Source organism: Microbacterium sp. TPD7012, from assembly GCF_003075395.1.
Taxonomy (GTDB): domain Bacteria; phylum Actinomycetota; class Actinomycetes; order Actinomycetales; family Microbacteriaceae; genus Microbacterium.
Window position 1 is genome coordinate 41570 of sequence record NZ_QDFV01000002.1, and the last position, 18723, is coordinate 60292.

The following is an 18723-nucleotide window of genomic DNA, read 5'->3' on the forward strand; positions in this document are numbered from 1 at the left end:
CCATATTCGAATGTATGTTCTAATGTGGGGGTATGGCACAGTGGCGGACGGATCTTCACCTCGACCTCGATAAGCGGCGTCGTGTGCTGGAGGCGTGGGTGGAGAAGAAGCGGCAGATCGCGGTGCTGGAGTGCGAGGCGATGGGGTTGCTCGTGGATCAGATCTCCATCCACGATGCCGATGTGGCGGGGAGTCCGTTTCATCGGGATGCGATCTACCGGTCGATGGTCGCGGAGTTCTCTGCCGCGGGGCGGATCCCTCAGGGGTCGATCGAGTTCGCGTTCACCGACGCCCGCACGGTGAGTGGCGAGTTGCCCGCGGTGTGGGAGGCGTTCGCGGCGGGCCGGATCAGCAGCGGGCATGTGCGGGAGATCGTGCGGGAGAGTGCGATCGTGGCGGAGGCGGTCCGGAACAAGCGGGTGGATGCCGGCGTGATGGGGTTGTATGAGGCGGCGGTGCTGGTGTTCGCGGAGCGGGAGACCGCGGCGCGGACGGGCGCGCACGCGAAAGAGGTCGCGGCGGCGTTGGTCGGGGAGACGGTCACGGACCGGCACAAGCGAGCGGCCTCGGAGCGGTGCGTGAAGGTGCGTTCAGTCGGAGACGGGCTCGCGTTGTTGACGGCCGTGTTGCCGGAATGGCTCGCGGTCGCGATCGCGGACCGGCTGGCGCAGATGACTCGACAGGTGATCCGGAACCGTGCGCATGCCGGTGACGGTTCCGACGGCATGCGCGTCGCCGACAACGACTCCGACGATGCCTCCGGCTCGGGCTCGGGTTCGGACGATGCCTGCGACGACGGACGCGTGATCTTCAGCGACGACACGTTCGCGATGGATCCCGACACCGACACCGACACCGACACCGACACCGACACCGACACCGAGACCGAGCACGCCCCCGCCGACACCCGCACCTGGGACCAGGTGCAGGCGGACCTGCTCGCCGATCTCCTGCTCACCGCCGACCCGAGCGCCGCCCACGGCGACGGGCTCGACAACATCCAGGGTCGCATCCAGGTCACGATCTCCGGGAGCACGCTCGCCGGCGCCGATGATCGGCCAGCAGACCTCGACGGGCACGGCCCCCTGCACCCGGACATCGCCCGCGACCTCGCCGGGAGGAACGCCGGGTGGTCACGCCTGTTCCTGGACCCCGACGGGATGGTCCGGGAGACGGATACCTATACCCCGACGGAGGGGATGCGGAGGTTCCTCCGCGCCCGGGACCAGCACTGCCGATTCCCCGGATGCCGCATGCCCGTGCACCGGTGCGACATCGACCACACCCACGACCACGCGAAGGGCGGCAAGACCAGGCTCGACAACCTCGCCCACCTCTGCCGCACCCACCACACCCTCAAACACCCCGACATCCCCGACACACACCGGTGGACCGCACAACAGCGCCAAGACGGCACCATCACCTGGCACAGCCCCCTCGGACACGCCTACACCGACCGACCCACCCACCGCGTCATGTTCATCTGACGCAAGGGACCTGACCGACGGTGTCGCGAGACGCGCTCCGAGACGCGCTCCGACACGCGCTCCGAGACGCGAGACGCGACGCCGGCGCTCAGCCCTTGACGGCGCCGGCCGCGAGGCCTGAACGCCAGTAGCGCTGCAGGCTGAAGAACAGGATGATGAGCGGGATCACACCCAGCAGGGCGCCGAGCATCACCGCTCCCTTGTCCGGCGAGAAGTAGGTCATCATGCCGTACAGGCCCTGCGTCACCGGCTTCAGGTCGGCGCTGGAGATCATCATCAGGGGCAGCAGGAAGTTGTTCCACGTGGCCACGAAGATGAAGAGGAAGATCGTCACCATCGCAGGCCCGAGCAGTCGCAGCACGATGGTGAAGAAGATCCGCGCTTCGCCGGCGCCGTCGATGCGGGCGGCCTCCAGGAGCTCGGTCGGCACCGATGACTGGGCGTAGACCATGCCCAGGAACACGCCGAACGGTGAGACCGCGGACGGGATGATGATCGCCCACGCCGTATTCGTCAGTCCCAGAGCATGGAACTCGATGTACAGCGGCACGGTGAGCAGCGCCACCGGCAGCAGGAGGCCGGCCATGATCACGCCCACGGCGATCTTCTTGCCGGGGAAGGCGAACTTGGCGATGGCGTAACCCGCCATCACGGCGAACAGGGTGCCGATGATGCCCGCGCTCACCGAGTAGAAGAGCGAGTTCCCGACCCAGCGCCAGAAGAGCCCCTGCGTCCAGCCCATGAGGCTGTCGTAGTTCGTCTCGAGGTTCCACTCGGCGAACCAGAAGCCGAACGTCGACGTCAGATCCGTGTTGTTCTTCGTCGAGGCGACGATGAGCCAGTACACCGGAACGAGGAAGTACAGCGTCGCGATGACCAGGGTGATGATGCCGAATGCCCGAGCGACCGGTCCCGGCGCCATGGACGGGGGTGGGGCATCGGGGGCCTGCGCGCGGCGGCGGCGGCCCCGCTTCGCGGACGGGTCGAACGTGGTCAGGAGGGAAGTGGTGGTCATGAGTCCCCCTTCCGGCGCTGCAGCAGCGCGTAGACGATCGCGAGCACGCCTGCGATCAGGGCCATGAGGAGGGAGTAGGCGGACGCGGGCCCGCTGCCCGACGGAGAGATCTCGCCCATCATCGTGTTGTAGGTCAGCATCATCGGAGTGAAGTCCTTGCCCATCCAGGTGTTGGAGGCCTCCATGATCACCGGCTCGTTGAAGAGCTGGATCGTGCCGATGATCGAGAGCAGCACCGCGAGGAGGGCGGCTCCGCGCACCAGCGGCACCTTGATGCGCATCGCGACCTGGAATCCTGACGCCCCGTCGAGGCGTGCGGCCTCGTACAGATCACGAGGCACCGCCTGCAACGCCGACAGGAAGATGAGCATGTTGTAGCCGGTGTAGGTCCAGGTCGTCATGTTCGCCATCGAGAAGAGGATCGTCTGGGGCGACATGAAGTCGGTGCCTTCGGGCAGGTAGGGCAGCAGCGGCGAGACCTCCGGCGTGTACAGATACAGCCACATCATCGCGGCGATGATGCCGGGCACCGCATACGGGAGGAAGAACGCGAGGCGGAAGAGCGCCGGGCGACGGAGTATGTACGAGTCGAGCAGGAGGGCGAGCGCGAGTGCGACGATGATCATCACCGGGATCTGCAGCCCCGCGTACAGGACCACGCGGCCCATGCCGGCCCAGAACGCGCCGTTGGTCGCCGCAGCCGCGAAGTTGTCCAGGCCGACGAAGGCATCGACCAGCTCGCCGCCGCCGTACAGTCCGCCACCCGACGGGACCTGCGCGAAGAAGGACGAGCGCACCGACACGATGATCGGCACCAGGAAGACCACCGCGAACAGGATGGCGAAGGGGGCCATGAACAGCCAGCCCGTGAGGCCCTCCCGACGGGTTCCGCGGCCGCGTCGGCGGCCGGGCTCAGGACGGGTCGGGGGAACGGATGCCGGTGACATGCGCCGCTCCTCGGTCGCTACGACCATTGTGCTGCCTCTCGATTGGTGACGGCGGCGGGGTGCACGACCGTTCGTGTGCCCCGCCGCCGATCATCCGATGATGCTCTGCCGCGCGCCTACTCGGCGACCGGCAGACCGAGGTCCTTCAGCGACGCGACGGCCGTCTCCTGGGCCGTCGTGAAGATGTCGGCGACGGTGGCTGTGCCGGCCACGGCTGCCGCCGCGGTCTCGTTCATCTTCGACAGTGTCGAGAATCCGGGAGCGTAGGGGAAGTCGGGGTTCAGGTTCCCTGTGGCCGTGCCCAGCTCGGCGAGGACGTCCTGTCCGCCGAATTGGCGCAGCATCTTCTCGGGGGTCTTCACGCTGCCCTTGGCGGCGACGACGAGACCCTGCGAAGACAGGTCGTCCACCTGGGTGTTGAACCAGTCGTTGAACTCCATCGCCTCGGCGGGGTGCTCGCAGCCCTTCATCACTCCGATGCCGGAGCCTCCGTCCGGACCGCTCTGAGCGCCGGCACCGAAGTCCGGCAGCTGTGCGACGCGCCACTGTCCCTCGGCGGGGGTGCCGTCGAGGGAGTCGAGCAGGAAGCCGGCCTCCCACGCCGCACCGACGTGCCCGATCAGGCTGCCGTCGTTGAGCGCCGCCGTGAAGCCCTCGCCCCAGCGCTCGGTGGCGAGCGTCTGCTTGTCGTCGAGCAGGCCCTGCCAGAAGGCGGCGACGCGCTCAGCGCCCTTGCCCTCGGCATCCACCCGCCACTCGTCGCCCTCGGTGGAGAACCAGGTGTCGCCCGCGGCGGCGGCCTGCGCGGAGAGCCAGTACTGGGCCTCGTCGGGCGTGAAGGCGGTCGCGAACTTGCCGGCGGCGGCAGCGGTCGCCGACGTGGCTGCGAGGTCGTCGAGCGTCGCGGGTGCCTCGACGCCGAGAGCCGCGAACGCCGTCTCGTTGTAGAAGTACACGAGGGGCCCGGTGTCCGTCGGAAGGCCGACGACGGCGTCGCCGACCCTCATGCCGCTGAACGCCCCGGCCGAGAAGTCGTCCTCGTACTTCTTCGCCTCGGACGCGACGTCCTCCAGCATGCCCTTCACGTAGAGCTGGGGAACCTCGGCGTACCCGACCTGGGCGAGGCACGGGCCGTTCTTCGCCTTGATGTCGGTCTCGAGCTTGAGGACGAGATCCGCGGCCTTGCCGTCGAACTTGGTCGGCTCGACCTGGATGTCGGGGTGCTCGGCGTTCCAGCGGTCGACGATCTCGGCGACGCTGGTCATCCCCTCGCCGTCGGGGAGACGGTGGATGTACTCGATCGTGATCGGCTCACCGCCACCGTCTCCGGCAGGGGCGTCGCCCGAGGAGCAGGCCGCGAGGCCGAAGGCGGACACAGCGCCGACCGCGATGATCGCGGCCGCCCGTGTGGCAGGGGATGTGGAAGCCATGCTGTTCTCCTCTTCGAGGTCAGGTTCTTACAGGATCGCCGGGATGCCGGGTCGCTTCACCGCGGTACTGATCATGGACATTAAACATCAGAATGTTTGCGTTCACAAGCCCGCGAACGTAACTGTTCATGCCGATCGCCGTGCGCACGAGGATAGCGCTGACATTGCTTGACGAGCGAGGAGAGCGGGGCATTCCGCGCGGATGACCCGACAGTGCTTCAGGCGGTCAGCACCTCGTCGCCGAGGCGCACGATGCCCTCCGCGGTCTCGTCGGTGGGGAGCAGGAGACGCCCGAGCGTCGGCTCGCCCTGTGCGAGCGCTCCGGTGAGGGTGGTGAGCACCTTGGCATCGCGCACGCCCGTGTCGGGGTTCGCGTGCGTCGCCAGGCAGCGCACGATGGGACCGGCCGTCCGGAACGCGACGGTGCCGATGCGCACCTCGCCCTCCCAGTCGAGTTCTGACCACGGGGCGACGCCGTCGATGACGATGTTGGAACGGAAGCGGCGGTCATCGACGGGAAGGTCGAGCGCGTCGCTCAGGGCCAAGGTGCTGCCGCGGCTGTGCACCGACACGTACCCGCGCGCGCGATCCTGGAACCTCGACGTCTCCCCGTCGCCGACGAGGGCGAGGGGGAGTCGACCAGGGCGCTGCAGCCGGCGACCTTCCCGCGTCGAGAGGGTGAAGTCGGTGACCGCGGCCACGAGTTCGGCCCGTCCGGCGTCGTCGATCCCCGCCTCGGCGAGCACGCGGCCGTCGTGTTCGATCCGCAGGCGCCGTGACGCGTCGTCGTAGCTCGTGCGCAGCGCGGCCAGTGCCGGGAAGTCCTGCAGGGCGAGCCCCTTCGACTTGGGCCAGTAGTCGAGCCCGCCGTCGTCCTCCGGGGTGACCGCATCGGCGAAGCGGAATGCGAGCACCCGGTCGCCCGCGACCCTGCCGTCCGCCTGCACCGTGAGCGATTCGAGGGATTCGGGGGTGAGCCCCTTGATCGGGTGACGGTAGAGAGCGACGACACGGGCCATGAAATGATTCTCGCAGGTCACGTCACACTGTCGCCGGGGGTCACCGGCTAGGAGGAAACATGCGCATCGCCCTGCACTCGGTCATCGTGGACGGAGCCGTCGACCAGTACCGATCGCATCACGCACGGATCCCTGACGACCTGCGCGACCTGTTCGCCGAAGCCGGCATCCACGACTGGATCATCTGGCGGTCGGGCAGGAACCTGTTCCACCTGGTCGAGTGCGACGACTTCGACCGGGCGATGCGCATCGTCGACGCCGCGCCGGCGAATGCCGCATGGCAGGCCGATATCGGTCGGTTCGTCGACGGCTTCCACGGACCCGACGGCGAAGAGGGGTTCCTGCCGATCGAGCAGGTCTGGTCGCTGGAGGATCAGCGGTCGAGCGCGTCCTGACCCGTTCCGCGGGCACGACGAAGCCCCCGTGGGTCGCACGGGGGCGGAACGACGGAGCAGGCGGTCAGGCCTTTTCCAGCTCGTCCTCGTCTTCGTCTGCGTACTCGTCGGCCCACTTGTCGACGTAGGCGTCTTCGTCTGTCGGATGACCCAGCTCGCGCTCGAGCGCGGAGTAGTTCACCGACGGACTGTACGCCTTGAGTTCGCGGGCGATCTTTGTGTGCTTCGCCTTCTGACGGCCACGGCCCATACGCCAGACCCCCTCACGATTTCAGCTGCGGGCGACAGGAGCCCGATGCATTTCACGACACCGGCTCGAAGCCGGTAAGAGTAGCATTCAGAATAGCACGCGGGTAAGACCCTCTGGCCGACGCCAGGCAGGTGAACGGAGCGATTCTCATGACTGACAGCACCTCCACCCCGTCCGACGAGGCCGCACAGAACGTAGCGCTGCAGAAAGCCGTCATCGTGGGCATGCAGCCCGATCAGGATCGGCATGTGATCGACGAGGCCGTCCGCTTCGCCCGTTTGCTCAGTGCGCCGCTCGTCGTCGCGCACGTGGACGTCACCCGCTTCGTCACCTACGAGGACCCCGACGGCTACGTGCACTCCGCCCCCATCGACATCAACTTCGACGCGGGGGTGGCCGAGTTCGAAGCCGTGCAGGCGGCGGCCGCGTCTCTCCTCGACGGGACCGGTCTCACCTGGACCGCGCGGCAGCTGGTCGGGGATCCCGCCCTGGCGATCAAGCAGCTCGCGAACAAGCTCGACGCGTCGCTGATCGTGGTCGGCACGCGCAAGCGCGGGATCGGCGAGTCGATCCGGGAGTTCTTCACCGGCTCGGTGGCGGCGCGGCTCACGCATCGTCAGCATCGGTCCGTGCTGGTCGTCCCGCTCGGGGAGTCCGTGCCGGATTCGCAGAAGGAGATCTGGCCGGAGAACGCGTAGGTTCCTTCCGCTCAGAGACCCCTTCGTCCGGTCAACCTCATGCCGTCAGGGTATGGCGCCTCGGCGGACTGGACGCACGAGAGGCCCGGTGTCCTCGACGGACACCGGGCCTCTCGTGGCCGCCCCGTCAGCGGCCGGAGCCGAGCGCTCCGAGCGCGCGGGTCACCGCGTGCGCGGCGGCATCCAGCCCGTCCTCGAGCTCGCTGACGACGGATGCCGGGAGCACGCCGCCTTTCGCGACGTGGGTGCGCAGATCGGTCCGCACCCGTGCGCGGAAGGCGTTGACCACGGCATCCGCACGGTGCAGTTCTTCGCGACTGATGATGCGGGCGTCATCCGACGCGGCGCGCGGTCGGGTCTTCGCGGCCGAGCGCTCGTCGTGCTCGGCTGAGGCGAGGTCGGCCCGGAGGCTCTTCATGGCCTCTTTCACGCTCTGACGCACCTCGTTCGCGATGAGCCGCACGGAGTCCGTGAGACCCGCCTCGATGCCGGCGAGGTCGCCCTCGCGCGACGCGAGTTCGGCGCGGCCGGCATCGGTGATCGCGTAGATGGTGGTGCGGCCGTCGACGGTCTTGGAGACCAGGCCCTCCTCCTCGAGCTTTGCGAGTCGCGGGTAGATGGTGCCGGCGCTGGGAGTGTAGGTGCCCCCGGTGCGATCGGTGAGCGACTGGATGATGCCGTAGCCGTGCTGCGGCGCTTCGGCGAGAAGCGACAGCAGGTACAGGCGAAGGTCGCCGTGGGAGAAGACGGCGGGGCTCATGATTCCTCCCACTCCGCGTCGTTCGTGATCGATTCGGGAGCGCGGCGGAGCACCGTGACGCCGCCGGAGACGGAGTTCGCCCGGAGGTCGACGAAGCGTCCGGCGAGCTCGCCGGTGGTGCCGGTGTAGTTGCTGGGCCCGGAGGAGCTGCGCTCCACCCCGTCGATGAGCAGGCGTCCGCTGAGCGAGCGGATGACGTAGTTCGCGGCGAGCGACTCGTCGAGGCGCACGGTGGTCCCGCCCGAGACGGAGTTGACGTTGATGGTGTTCACGTCGCCCGCGGCATCCACCAGCGTCGAGCCGGAGACGATGTCGACGGTCGCCTTGCGCACGGCCCCGGTGACGGCCACATCGCCCGAGACGCTGTTGGCGGTGATCGAGCCGGTGAGTCCGCGCACCTGCACATCGCCCGAGACGGAGTTGACGTTGAGATCGCCGATGAGGGTGTCGACGATGATGTCGCCGGAGACGGTGTTGAGCCGGGCGTCGTTGCGGATGCCGGACACCAGGGCGCCGGCGCTGACGACGCCGAGGTTCAGGGCGATCGACCGCGGAACGGCCACGCTCACCTCGGCGCGGGGGCCGCCGGAGCCGAAGTTGCGGAACACCTCGAGGAAGTTGTCCCAGCCGAGCTGCGGGTGGTCGATCTCGACCTCGCCGTCGTGGGATTCGATGCGGAGGTCCTTGGTGGTGACGCCGTGCACCTCGATGCGGATGCCGGGTTCGTCGTGCGCGACGATGTCGACCTGGCCGCCGACGAGACCGACCTTGAGCCGGCTGATGGATTCGATGTCGATGACGCGTTCCTCGCCGGGGGCGATGAGCCACTTCTCGGTCATGTCTGCTTCTCCTGGTTTCGGGGGATCGAGATATATCGTGTGGATTGAGAGTAACACGATATATCTCGATCATGTCAAGAGGGCCGGTTGACTTCACAGAAAAGGCGCCGCCCGCGTCAGGGCAGCGCCTTGTTCCGAATCCCGATGCCGGCTTGACCTTGACGTAACGTCAACTTCTAGAGTCGAGACATCGACAACGGAAGGAGGCTGCAGATGGAGCAGAAGGACTGGTCCATTCAGGAGATCGCGCGGCTCGCGGGAACCACCAGCCGCACGCTGCGTCACTACGACGACGTCGGGCTGCTCCCGCCGTCGCGCATCGCGACCAACGGCTATCGCCACTACGACGGACAGGCTCTCGTGCGTCTGCAGCGCATCCTGCTGCTGAGGGAACTCGGGCTCGGGCTACCGCAGATCGCCGAGATCCTCGCGAAGGAGAGTGAGGAGGCATCCGCCCTGCAGACCCATCTCGCGCTGCTGCGCGAGGAGCAGACCCGGCTGGCGCGACAGATCGCGTCGGTCGAATCCACCATCGACGCATTGAGAGGAGGTGAAGAACTCATGGCAGAGAACATGTTCGACGGCTTCGACCACACCCGGTACAAGGAGGAGGTCGAGGACCGTTGGGGCAAGAAGGCCTACGCCGACAGCGACCGCTGGTGGCGCGGGATGACGGATGCCGAGCGTGCCGACTGGCAGCAGCGCGTGTCCGATCTCGCACGCGACTGGATCGCCGCCGCCGAGAGCGGTGTCGATCCGGCATCCGCTGAGGCTCAGGCCGTCGCCCGTCGCCACGTCGAGTGGCTGACCGGTGTGCCCGGCACTCCTGCATCCGTCCCGGGCGGCGACGTCAAGGGCTACGTGATCGGGCTCGGCGAGATGTATGTCGCCGACCCGCGCTTCGGCGCGAACTACGCGACCGCATCCGGCGGCACGCAGGGCGCGGAGTTCGTCCGCGATGCGCTCCGCATCTACGCGGACGGCAACCTCTAGCGTCGCACCGCACCCGAGCGGCCCCTTTGCGTACGAGCCACCCCTTCGTGGTCGTACTCAAGGGGGCCGCTCGCGCGCAAGGGGGTGGTTCGGCATCCGGCGGTGAGGCGTAGGGTCGGGGCATGAGGCAGCCACCCCGACGCAGCGACGCTGCGCCGCTGTTCGTGGCTGCCGCCGCCGCGTACACCGCCAACGTCGCCCTCGGCACGGCCGTCGCGACGAGAGTCGTCGACACCGCGAACTTCCGGTGGGTGCATCACGCGATCTACATCGCGACCTGCGCGACGACCGCGGCCGCTGTGGTCGTGGGCCTGTTCCGGTCGGCGCCGCGCGAAGCGAGCCGCCGCGCGGCCCTCCTGCTCCTTCCCGCCGCCGCGCCTCTCGCGGCCATCCCGTATCTCGGGACCCACGGTCGCCGGCATCCGCTCACCGCGCTCGCCGCCGCCCCTTTCCTCCTCGCGGGCCTCGTGTGCTCGCTCCGAGCCGACCGGAAGTGAACGCATGGAACTGCTCGACGCCATCCGCCGCCGCAAGACCACGAACGGGCCGCTTCTGCCGGATCCGGTCTCCGCGGAGCACCAGCGTCTGCTGCTCGAGGCGGCGGGACGCGCTCCCTCCCAGCTGAACAGTCAGCCCTGGCGGTTCGTCGTGATCGAGAGCCGCGACACCATCGAGGAGATCGCGCGCATCTCGGGCGAGAGCATGACCGAGGCGATGTCGAACGGCACCTTCTTCGAGCGGTACAAGCCGTACTTCCGCTTCAGCGAGGCCGAGATGGAGGAGAAGCGCAGCGGGATGCTGTTCGACAAGCTCCCTGCCGCGCTCCGGCCGTTCACGAGCCAGGTGTTCACCAAGCGCGGCCAGACGCTGATGAACACGTTCGGCGTGCCGAAGACCCTGGGCTCCGAGAACCGGAAGCTCGTCGCGGGATCCCCGCTGCTGCTCGGGGTCATGCTGGATCGCAGCGAGTACCGCCCCGGTCAGCTCTCGTCGTTCTACTCGGTGTTCAGCATGGGCGCGGCCATGGAGAACATCTGGCTCACCACGGTCGAGCTCGGCATGGGCATCCAGTTCATCTCCTTCCCGATGGAGGTGCCCGGTCGGTGGGAGGAGATCATCCGCCTGCTGAAGGTTCCGGACGATCTCGAGCTGATGGCCGTGTACCGGCTCGGCTACCTGCCGCCCGAGCAGCGCCGTCCGGCGATCGACTGGTCGAGCAGCCAGCGCAAGCTCGCGTCCCAGTACGTGTTCCGCGAGACCTGCGACTCTCCGCAGCAGGGCTGGGATGACGCGCCGACCGGAAGGCTCACGCACGAATCGTGAGCCCGGGCGTCAGGGGCGGCCGACCCGCGGCAGCTCCGGGAGGTCCTTGAGTGCCGGGCCTTCGATGCGCGTGCCGTCGGGAGCGAAGCGGGAGGCGTGCAGCGGGCAGTCCCAGGTGCACTCCGCGTCGTTCCATTCGAGCACCCCGCCGAGATGCGTGCACACGGCCGAGACCGCCCGTGTGACGCCGTCGACGGTCGAGATCCCGACCGGGAGCCCCGCTCTGTTGGCCCGCACGCCGCTGCCCTCCTCGGGGCGGGGGACCGGAATCTGTCGCGATTCGGCGCCCGCCCACCCGGAGGCGGCGGCCGCCGCGACCTTGGCGCCCTCGACCGCGCCCGTCGCGAGATCGGCCGGCACGGTCAGCCGTGTGGCCAGCGCGTTCATCCAGCGGGGCCGGTCGCGCCACCCTGTGCCGAGGATCTCGGCGGTGAGGCGCAGTGCCGCGGCCGGAGCATTCGAGAGCCCCCACTTCGCGTAGCCGGTGGCGAATCGGATCGCGCCGAGTCCGCGCGGCATCGCTCCGACGAACGGGATCTGGTTGTGCGAGGTGTAGTCCTGCGCCGACCAGCGGTGCGTCTCCTCCGCGCCCGGGAAGTACTGCGCGGTCCACGACACAAGGTCCTCGATCGCCGCGGCCTCGCTGTCCGAGCGTCCGACCGGGTGGCCGTTCCCGCCGACGACGAGCTGCGCCGTGCCGGCGGGGCCGTCGGTCTCCGTCACCGGGCGGATCGAGCGGGTCGACGCGTCGACCGAGAGGAAGGTGCCGGTCGGCGCCTCGCCGGGCACGCGGAACGAGACGCAGTACGACCGCATCCCGCTGGTCTTGGTGAAGTACAGGCCGCGGTCGAGGAGGGGGCTTCCGGTGGCGAGCACGATGTGGTCGGCGAAGAGCGGTCCGTCCGCCGTCTCGACACGCGCCGAGGGGAGTGCGTGAACGCCGGTGGCGCGGATGCCGGTGTGCAGGGTCCCGCCCTCCTCGAGGAACTCCCCTGCGAGGGCGCGCGTGATCACCACCGGGTCGATCGTCACCTGGTCGTCGAGCGCGACGGCCCCGGCGACCGGGAACGGGGTCGCATCCAGGTCGCTCGGAGTCAGCATCCTCGTCGCCAGTCCCGCCTCGCGTGCGGCGGCATGCTGCGCCCGCACCGTCCCGAGTCCGTCGGGCGTCTGCGCGTAGGAGTGGTCCGTGCGCCACGTGTACGGGACTCCCGCGCTGTCGGCGAACGCGATCAGCCACTCCATGCCCTCGCGGTTCGCGTCGACGTAGGCGCGCACGAGCGCGGCGGGGTGGTGCCGGCGGATCTCGGCGAGCCGCTTGCCCTGCAGCAGCGAGAGCTTGCCGGTGTTCCCTCCGGTCGCGAGCTCGGCGATGTCGCCCGACTCGATCACGGCCACATCGAGGCCGGCGCGGGTCAGCATCACCGCGGTGCTCAGGCCGGTGAGCCCCGCTCCCACGATGACGACATCGTGCGAGGCACCCGGCTCGAACGGCGAGCCGAGGGACGGGAGCGTGCCGGTCTTCCAGAGCGGATTCATGCGCTCAGTCAACGCCCTCGGCGGCTCAGGACCCACTGCCTTGACATCGGGGCGCCGCGCTGCCACAGGCGACTACAGTGACGAAAGTGAACTTCCGCCGCGTCCTGCTCGTCGCCCTCGGCGGGACGATCGGCACGGCGGCCCGGCTGGGGCTGGGGCTCGCGATCCCCGACCAGGGCGGATTCCCGGTCGCGGTCCTCGTCGCGAACATCCTCGGGGCGTTCCTGATCGGCGTCGTCGCCGCGCGCCTTGCGGCATCCACCGATCTTCGACTGCTGCTCGGCACCGGCGTGCTCGGCGGGTTCACGACATACAGCGCGTTCATGACCGGCACGCTGGCGCTGTGGACGGACGCGCCGCTGCTGGCCGGGGCCTACGCCCTCGGAAGTCTCGTGCTGGGCGTCGCCGCCGCGTCTCTCGGCCTGCGACTCGGCCGCCCGCGCCGGACGACGGAGGCCGCGTCGTGAATCCGCTGCTCTTCGTCGCGGCTGCCCTCGCCGGCGGGATCGGTGCCGTGCTGCGCTACCTCGCCGACCTCGGCGTCGCGCGTCTCGCCGGCCGCCGTCTCCCGTGGGGCATCCTCATCGTGAACGTCACCGGGTCCTTCGCGCTCGGCCTCGTGACCACCGCGCTGCCCGATGCGGCGTTCCTCCTCGGCGCGGGTCTGCTCGGCGGCTACACGACCTTCAGCACCGCGATGCTCGACACGGTCGCGCTCTGGCGCGACGGCGAGCGCCCGGCATCCGCTGTCAACGCGATCGGGATGCTGGTGCTGGGGCTCGCCGCGGCGGGGCTCGGGCTCATGCTCGGCGCTGCGCTCTGAGGCGCGAGCACGGCTCCCAGCATCCTCACAATCCGAAAATGTACAAACGTACATGTACGGAAGTCCAGGGGGTGCCCGATGGGGGAGAGCACGCGTCGTCGACGTGACCCTGAAGCGCGCCGTCGGGAGATCGTCACCGCCGCGGCGGAGCTGATCGTCGAGGTCGGCGCCGACGGCCTCACCCACCGCATGGTCGCCGCCCGCGCCGGCGTTCCGCTCGGCGCGACCACCCAGTACTTCGACACGCTCGACGACCTCCGCTCCGACGCTCTCCGCGCCCTCGCGGACGAGGTCGACGCGCGTCTCGACGGCGTGCGCATCGCCCTCGCCGAGCGCGGGGTCAGCCCGGCCGTGATCGCCGACCTGATCACCGAGGGCCTCGACGACGCCCGGGCCGTGAAAGCCGATCGGGCCGTCGTCACCGCCGCCATCCACGACCCCCGCCTGCGCAAGCTCGCGCAGCACCTGTCCGAGCAGCTGGTCGCCCTGCTCGAGCCTGCCTACGGGCACGACAGGGCGACAGCCGCGATGATCTTCATCGACGGGGTCATGTGGAGCACCCAGATCCGGGAGACCACCCCGGATCGCGCCTTCATCGAGACCGCACTCACCCAGCTCCTCGGCATGCCCGAGAATGATGACAGCCCCGGTCGCACCGCTGCGCCGTCCGCACCCTGAACCGAGGAATCCGCCGTGTCGAATCTCGCCGTCCTGAGTCTGAAGAACCGGGCGCTCATCGCCCTCATCACGATCGTCGCCGCGGTGTTCGGCGGTCTGGCGCTGACCAACCTCAAGCAGGAGCTCATCCCCTCGCTCGAGCTGCCCAACCTCATGGTCATGACGACGTACCCCGGAGCGTCGCCCGAGGTCGTCGAGAACGACGTCTCGACGCCGGTCGAATCCGCCATCCAGGGTGTGCCCGGCCTCGAGGGGACGACGGCGACGAGCACCACGAACGCGTCGATCGTGCAGGCGACCTTCGCCTACGGCACGAACCTCGCGACCGCGGAGCAGAAGATCCAGCAGGCGATCAACCGCATCTCGGGCCAGCTCCCCGAAGACGTGAGCCCGCAGGTGCTCGCGGTCTCGATCGACGACTTCCCGGTGATCCAGGTGGCGGTGACCGGATTCGAGGATGCGGACAACGCACAGGCAGAGCTCCAGAGCGTCGCGATCCCCGACCTCGAAGACGTCGACGGCGTCAACGCCGCGCAGCTGATCGGCGGCGTCGGCCAGCGGATCACCATCACCCCCGACTTCGCGCTGCTGGCCGCCGAGGGGCAGAGCACGCAGGCGATCACGTCGGCGCTGCAGCAGAACGGCACGCTCTTCCCGGGCGGCGACATCACCGAGAACGGCCAGACCCTCACCGTCCAGACGGGCGCGAAGATCACGTCCGTCGACGAGATCGCCGCTCTTCCGCTCGTCGGCAGCGCGCTGACGATCGGCGATGTGGCGACGGTCGCGCAGGAGTCCGACCCGATCAGCTCGATCTCGCGCGTCGACGGCAAGGACGCGCTCTCCATCTCGATCACCAAGCTCCCTGCCGCGAACACCGTCGAGGTCTCGCAGGGCGTGCTCGCCGCGCTGGACGAGATCGGCAAGGCGTTCCCGGATGCCGAGTTCACGGTCATCTTCGACCAGGCGCCGTTCATCGTGCAGTCCATCGAGAGCCTCGCGACGGAGGGCCTTCTCGGACTCGCGTTCGCGGTGATCGTCATCCTGGTCTTCCTGCTGTCGATCCGCTCGACCCTGGTGACGGCGATCTCGATCCCGACCTCGGTGCTCATCACCTTCATCGGGCTGCAGGCCTTCGGCTACTCCCTGAACATCCTGACGCTCGGCGCGCTCACGATCGCGATCGGCCGCGTGGTCGACGACTCCATCGTCGTGATCGAGAACATCAAGCGTCACTACGTCGGCGACGCCGACAAGGGCGATGCGATCAGGCTCGCGGTGCGCGAGGTCGCGATGGCCGTCACGGCATCCACGATCACGACCGTCGCGGTGTTCCTCCCGATCGTGTTCGTCGGAGACATGGTCGGCGAGCTCTTCCGTCCGTTCGCGATGACCGTGGCGATCGCCATGATCGCGTCCCTGCTCGTCTCGCTGACGATCGTGCCGGTGCTCGCGTACTGGTTCCTCCGCCCCGGCAAGCCGCTGCTCGACGAGAACGGCGTGGCGATCGACCCCGAGCACCCGGATGCTCCGCCCACATGGCTGCAGCGCCGGTACCGGCCCATCCTCGGCTGGACTCTGAAGCACTCGGTCGTCACGGTGATCCTCGCCGTGGTGGTGCTGGGCGGCACGCTCGCCGCCGCGCCGCTGATGAAGGTCAACTTCCTCGGCGACTCGGGCCAGAACACGATGACGGTCACCCAGGACCTCGGTCCGACCGCGAGCCTCGAGGCGAAGTCGGAGGCCGCCGTCCAGGTCGAGGACGCTCTGCTGGGCATCGACGGCATCGAGCACGTGCAGGCATCGATCGGGTCGAGCGGCTCGGCGCTGCGCGACGCCTTCTCGGGTGGGGCCGGGGTCACCTACTCGGTGCTGACCGACGGTGACGCCGATCAGGAGAAGCTGCGCGCCGACGTGCAGGACGCGATCGACGGACTCGGCGACGAGGTCGGCGACGTGTCGGTGGCGGCATCCGCCGGCTTCGGCTCGAGCGACATCGAGATCGCCGTCTCGGCGTCGAACGCCGACGACCTGCAGACCGCGACGACGTCTGTGATGGACGAGCTCGACGGACGTGCCGGTGTCGGCCAGGTGACCGACAACCTGGCGGCATCGCTGCCCTACATCGCCGTCGTGGTCGATCGTGCGGCAGCCGCCCAGCGGGGGCTGTCCGAGGTCGCGGTCGGCTCGATCGTGTCGAGCACCATGCGCCCGCAGCAGGCCGGCACCGTCGAGATCGACGACACCGCGCTGACGATCTACATCGTCACACCGGAGCCGCCGACCACCATCGACGCCCTGAAGGCCCTCGCGATCCCGACCCCGCTCGGCATCGTGCAGCTGCAGGACATCGCGACCGTCGAGGAGCGCAACGGCCCCACCTCCATCACCACGGAGCAGGGCCGCCGCACCGCGACGATCACCGTGCCGCCGGCATCCGACAACCTCGCGACCGCGACGGCGTCGGTGAACGAGGCGCTCGCCGCCGCGGAGCTGCCAGACGGCGCCTCCGCCGAGGTCGGCGGTGTCGCCTCGCAGCAGGCCGACTCGTTCTCGCAGCTGGGTCTGGCGATGCTGGCCGCGATCCTCATCGTGTACGTCGTGATGGTGGCGACGTTCAAGTCGCTGCGTCAGCCGCTGCTGCTGCTCGTGTCGGTGCCGTTCGCGGCGACCGGCGCGATCCTGCTGCAGATCGTCACGGGCGTGCCGCTCGGTGTGGCGTCGCTGATCGGCGTGCTGATGCTGATCGGCATCGTGGTGACGAACGCGATCGTGCTCATCGACCTCGTGAACCAGTATCGGGAGAAGGGTCTGTCGACCGTCGAGGCGGTGAAGGCCGGTGGCGAGAAGCGACTGCGGCCGATCCTCATGACGGCGCTCGCGACGATCCTGGCGCTGACCCCGATGGCTCTCGGCATCACGGGGCATGGCGGCTTCATCTCGCAGCCGCTCGCGATCGTGGTGATCGGCGGACTGCTCTCCTCGACCGTGCTGACCCTGATCGTGCTGCCGACGCTCTACAACCTCGTCGAGGGTGCGAAGGAGCGGCGCCGTGCCCGCAAGGGCGGCGGATCGGATGCCGCGGGCGCGGGTTCCGATCCGGACGCGCCGGTCGATCCCAAGGCGCGCGCGTCTGCGGACGGATCGCCGGAATCGGTCACCGTGGATGCGAGCGGTCTGCCCGATCTGTCGCACCTGACGCGCCGCGAGCTGCGCGACCGCGGGCTCGTCTAGCCGCCACGGCGTTCACAATTCAGCAAGAATCCGGACCGCCGGGGCGGAATCGACCATTCCCGCCCCGGTGGCCTCCGTTCTTGCGGAGTTATGAACGGCCCAGGGACGAGACCGCGGCGAATCAGCCGAGCGTGATGCCCCAGCGCAGGGTCCAGGACTCGTCGGAGGCGAGACGGCGGATGCCGAGGCCGCTGTTGAGCGCGTCGGCCGGCGCCGTCATGGGCTCGATCGCGACAGCGAGGTCCTGACCCGGGTAGTTCGTCGCGGTGTAGACCTGCACGAAGTCGAACCCCTCGCCCTGCCAGAGAGCCAGTCGGCGGCCGTCGGGAGCCGTGAGCGTGGTGCGGACCAGCCCGTCCTCGTCGCGCGCGAGATCGGTGAAGCCGGTGTCGAGGGTCGTGTCGCCCAGACGGATGCCGTCCCGCAGAGCGGCATCGGCCGGACGTGTGCCGGTGGGGAGCATCCGCTCGTCGGTCACGAACGCGGTCTGGGCCGGAACCCGCAGCACGAGGTCGCGCGGGTCGACATCGCCGATCGTGACGAACGGGTGGGTGCCGAGCGCGACCGGCGCCGGTTCGGCCGACCGGTTCGTCAGGACGTGGACGACCTCGATGCCGGCATCCGTCAGCAGATAGGTGACCGAGGTCTCGATCAGATACGGGTATCCGGTCTGCGGCACGATCGTCGCGCTGAGGGTGGCGGCGGCATCCGTCTGCTCGATCTCGTAGGCCGAGAAGCGCAGCAGCCCGTGACTGGCGTTGCGGAACCTGGGCTCGGTGAGGGCGAGCTGGCGCGCGGTCCCCCGGTCGTCCCAGAGCCCGTCGCGCACCCGATTCGGCCAGGGTGCGAGGACCACACCGGAGCACGACGGGGTCGGGATGTCGAGCGCATAGGGGGTCACGAGGTCGACGTCGCCGATGCGGAGCGAACGCAGCGAGGCGCCGACCTGGGCGATCTGGGCCGAGACGTCGCCGGACTGGAGGTGCACCTGGGTGCCGGTGGGGGATGCGGAACTCACCTCGCCATCGTATGGCGCGGATGACTCTCTCAGGTGCGACCGCTAGACTCGTCCGGTCGGCTTCGGACACCCGCGCATGGCGCGGACGTTTTTGTGTAAGAAGTGTGAGTCCAGGGGCCGATGGTGAGCGTCGATCGACGCAAATCAACCATCACATGAATGGCCCCGGCCGCTGACAGTCCGGAACCCCGCTTCATCTCCTCTGCGAGGAAGCACCGGGTGCTCGCGCGTGCGCGCAGCGCTGTTCTCGTGCGAGAACTCAGAAGGACACCTGC

General features: G+C 68.9%; 19 protein-coding genes. 10 read left to right on the top strand and 9 right to left on the bottom strand.

Annotation, left to right across the window (positions count from 1 at the left end; genetic code table 11):
* Window positions 1-32 precede the first annotated feature (32 nt).
* Window positions 33-1487, top strand: coding sequence for an HNH endonuclease signature motif containing protein (locus DC434_RS04280; protein WP_116634071.1), 1455 nt, complete (start codon window positions 33-35; stop codon window positions 1485-1487).
* Window positions 1488-1575: 88 nt separating this feature from the next.
* Here the strand turns inward: DC434_RS04280 and DC434_RS04285 are convergent, their stop codons facing one another.
* From DC434_RS04285 to DC434_RS04300, 4 genes are all read right to left on the bottom strand, one after another.
* Window positions 1576-2502, bottom strand: coding sequence for a carbohydrate ABC transporter permease (locus DC434_RS04285; RefSeq protein WP_116634072.1), 927 nt, complete (start codon window positions 2500-2502; stop codon window positions 1576-1578).
* Complete coding sequence (locus DC434_RS04290; RefSeq protein ID WP_116634073.1) at window positions 2499-3476, bottom strand: sugar ABC transporter permease; 978 nt, start codon at window positions 3474-3476, stop codon at window positions 2499-2501. The genes DC434_RS04285 and DC434_RS04290 overlap by 4 nt, the downstream gene beginning before the upstream one ends.
* A gap of 89 nt (window positions 3477-3565) precedes the next feature.
* A complete protein-coding gene (locus DC434_RS04295) occupies window positions 3566-4879 on the bottom strand; it encodes an extracellular solute-binding protein (protein WP_116634074.1) in 1314 nt (437 codons plus the stop codon).
* Between the two features lie 218 nt (window positions 4880-5097).
* Window positions 5098-5898 (bottom strand): MOSC N-terminal beta barrel domain-containing protein, encoded by an 801-nt coding sequence (locus DC434_RS04300; protein WP_116634075.1) that lies wholly within the window; start codon window positions 5896-5898, stop codon window positions 5098-5100.
* Between the two features lie 59 nt (window positions 5899-5957).
* Here DC434_RS04300 and DC434_RS04305 point away from each other — a divergent pair, with 59 nt between their 5' ends.
* Complete coding sequence (locus tag DC434_RS04305) at window positions 5958-6293, top strand: L-rhamnose mutarotase (RefSeq protein WP_116634076.1); 336 nt, start codon at window positions 5958-5960, stop codon at window positions 6291-6293.
* 64 nt (window positions 6294-6357) lie between these two features.
* On the opposite strand, the gene DC434_RS04310 is transcribed toward DC434_RS04305, so the two are convergent.
* A complete protein-coding gene (locus DC434_RS04310) occupies window positions 6358-6543 on the bottom strand; it encodes a DUF3073 domain-containing protein (protein WP_116634077.1) in 186 nt (61 codons plus the stop codon).
* Window positions 6544-6692: 149 nt separating this feature from the next.
* Here DC434_RS04310 and DC434_RS04315 point away from each other — a divergent pair, with 149 nt between their 5' ends.
* A complete protein-coding gene (locus tag DC434_RS04315; RefSeq protein WP_116634078.1) occupies window positions 6693-7241 on the top strand; it encodes a universal stress protein in 549 nt (182 codons plus the stop codon).
* A gap of 127 nt (window positions 7242-7368) precedes the next feature.
* Here the strand turns inward: DC434_RS04315 and DC434_RS04320 are convergent, their stop codons facing one another.
* Window positions 7369-8001: a PadR family transcriptional regulator gene (locus DC434_RS04320; protein ID WP_116634079.1), complete on the bottom strand. Its 633-nt coding sequence runs from the start codon at window positions 7999-8001 to the stop codon at window positions 7369-7371.
* Window positions 7998-8840: a DUF4097 family beta strand repeat-containing protein gene (locus tag DC434_RS04325; RefSeq protein ID WP_116634080.1), complete on the bottom strand. Its 843-nt coding sequence runs from the start codon at window positions 8838-8840 to the stop codon at window positions 7998-8000. Before DC434_RS04325 ends, DC434_RS04320 begins: the two co-directional genes overlap by 4 nt.
* Before the next feature lie 213 nt (window positions 8841-9053).
* Between DC434_RS04325 and DC434_RS04330 the strand changes: the two genes are divergently transcribed.
* From DC434_RS04330 to DC434_RS04340, 3 genes are all read left to right on the top strand, one after another.
* A complete protein-coding gene (locus tag DC434_RS04330; RefSeq protein WP_116634081.1) occupies window positions 9054-9833 on the top strand; it encodes a MerR family transcriptional regulator in 780 nt (259 codons plus the stop codon).
* Between the two features lie 122 nt (window positions 9834-9955).
* Window positions 9956-10330, top strand: a complete 375-nt coding sequence (locus DC434_RS04335) for a hypothetical protein (protein WP_116634082.1) — start codon at window positions 9956-9958, stop codon at window positions 10328-10330.
* 4 nt (window positions 10331-10334) lie between these two features.
* Window positions 10335-11156, top strand: a complete 822-nt coding sequence (locus DC434_RS04340) for a nitroreductase family protein (protein ID WP_116634083.1) — start codon at window positions 10335-10337, stop codon at window positions 11154-11156.
* A gap of 9 nt (window positions 11157-11165) precedes the next feature.
* On the opposite strand, the gene DC434_RS04345 is transcribed toward DC434_RS04340, so the two are convergent.
* Window positions 11166-12695: an FAD-dependent oxidoreductase gene (locus tag DC434_RS04345; protein WP_116634084.1), complete on the bottom strand. Its 1530-nt coding sequence runs from the start codon at window positions 12693-12695 to the stop codon at window positions 11166-11168.
* 77 nt (window positions 12696-12772) lie between these two features.
* On the opposite strand from DC434_RS04345, the gene DC434_RS04350 reads away from it, so the two are divergent.
* The 4 genes from DC434_RS04350 (at window position 12773) to DC434_RS04365 (ending at window position 17430) form a co-directional block, all read left to right on the top strand.
* Entirely contained in the window at window positions 12773-13162 is a 390-nt protein-coding gene (locus tag DC434_RS04350) for a CrcB family protein (protein WP_116634085.1), read from the top strand.
* A complete protein-coding gene (locus tag DC434_RS04355) occupies window positions 13159-13518 on the top strand; it encodes a CrcB family protein (RefSeq protein WP_116634086.1) in 360 nt (119 codons plus the stop codon). The genes DC434_RS04350 and DC434_RS04355 overlap by 4 nt, the downstream gene beginning before the upstream one ends.
* A gap of 78 nt (window positions 13519-13596) precedes the next feature.
* Window positions 13597-14196 (top strand): TetR family transcriptional regulator, encoded by a 600-nt coding sequence (locus DC434_RS04360; protein ID WP_116634087.1) that lies wholly within the window; start codon window positions 13597-13599, stop codon window positions 14194-14196.
* Between the two features lie 15 nt (window positions 14197-14211).
* The gene (locus DC434_RS04365) at window positions 14212-17430 is read left to right on the top strand and encodes an efflux RND transporter permease subunit (RefSeq protein ID WP_116634088.1); all 3219 of its coding nucleotides are present in this window, start codon (window positions 14212-14214) and stop codon (window positions 17428-17430) included.
* A 121-nt stretch (window positions 17431-17551) separates the two neighbouring features.
* On the opposite strand, the gene DC434_RS04370 is transcribed toward DC434_RS04365, so the two are convergent.
* On the bottom strand, window positions 17552-18448 hold the full coding sequence (locus tag DC434_RS04370; RefSeq protein ID WP_116634089.1) for an aldose 1-epimerase family protein: 897 nt from the start codon (window positions 18446-18448) through the stop codon (window positions 17552-17554).
* Window positions 18449-18723 lie beyond the last annotated feature (275 nt).

Coding starts and splice junctions, on each gene's coding strand:
- DC434_RS04345 (WP_116634084.1), bottom strand. CDS start 12,695: ATGAATCCGCTCTGGAAGACCGGCACGCTCCCGTCCCTCGGCTCGCCG.
- DC434_RS04360 (WP_116634087.1), top strand. CDS start 13,597: ATGGGGGAGAGCACGCGTCGTCGACGTGACCCTGAAGCGCGCCGTCGG.
- DC434_RS04315 (WP_116634078.1), top strand. CDS start 6,693: ATGACTGACAGCACCTCCACCCCGTCCGACGAGGCCGCACAGAACGTA.
- DC434_RS04340 (WP_116634083.1), top strand. CDS start 10,335: ATGGAACTGCTCGACGCCATCCGCCGCCGCAAGACCACGAACGGGCCG.
- DC434_RS04295 (WP_116634074.1), bottom strand. CDS start 4,879: ATGGCTTCCACATCCCCTGCCACACGGGCGGCCGCGATCATCGCGGTC.
- DC434_RS04285 (WP_116634072.1), bottom strand. CDS start 2,502: ATGACCACCACTTCCCTCCTGACCACGTTCGACCCGTCCGCGAAGCGG.
- DC434_RS04320 (WP_116634079.1), bottom strand. CDS start 8,001: ATGAGCCCCGCCGTCTTCTCCCACGGCGACCTTCGCCTGTACCTGCTG.
- DC434_RS04300 (WP_116634075.1), bottom strand. CDS start 5,898: ATGGCCCGTGTCGTCGCTCTCTACCGTCACCCGATCAAGGGGCTCACC.
- DC434_RS04335 (WP_116634082.1), top strand. CDS start 9,956: ATGAGGCAGCCACCCCGACGCAGCGACGCTGCGCCGCTGTTCGTGGCT.
- DC434_RS04325 (WP_116634080.1), bottom strand. CDS start 8,840: ATGACCGAGAAGTGGCTCATCGCCCCCGGCGAGGAACGCGTCATCGAC.
- DC434_RS04290 (WP_116634073.1), bottom strand. CDS start 3,476: ATGGTCGTAGCGACCGAGGAGCGGCGCATGTCACCGGCATCCGTTCCC.
- DC434_RS04305 (WP_116634076.1), top strand. CDS start 5,958: ATGCGCATCGCCCTGCACTCGGTCATCGTGGACGGAGCCGTCGACCAG.
- DC434_RS04310 (WP_116634077.1), bottom strand. CDS start 6,543: ATGGGCCGTGGCCGTCAGAAGGCGAAGCACACAAAGATCGCCCGCGAA.
- DC434_RS04330 (WP_116634081.1), top strand. CDS start 9,054: ATGGAGCAGAAGGACTGGTCCATTCAGGAGATCGCGCGGCTCGCGGGA.
- DC434_RS04280 (WP_116634071.1), top strand. CDS start 33: ATGGCACAGTGGCGGACGGATCTTCACCTCGACCTCGATAAGCGGCGT.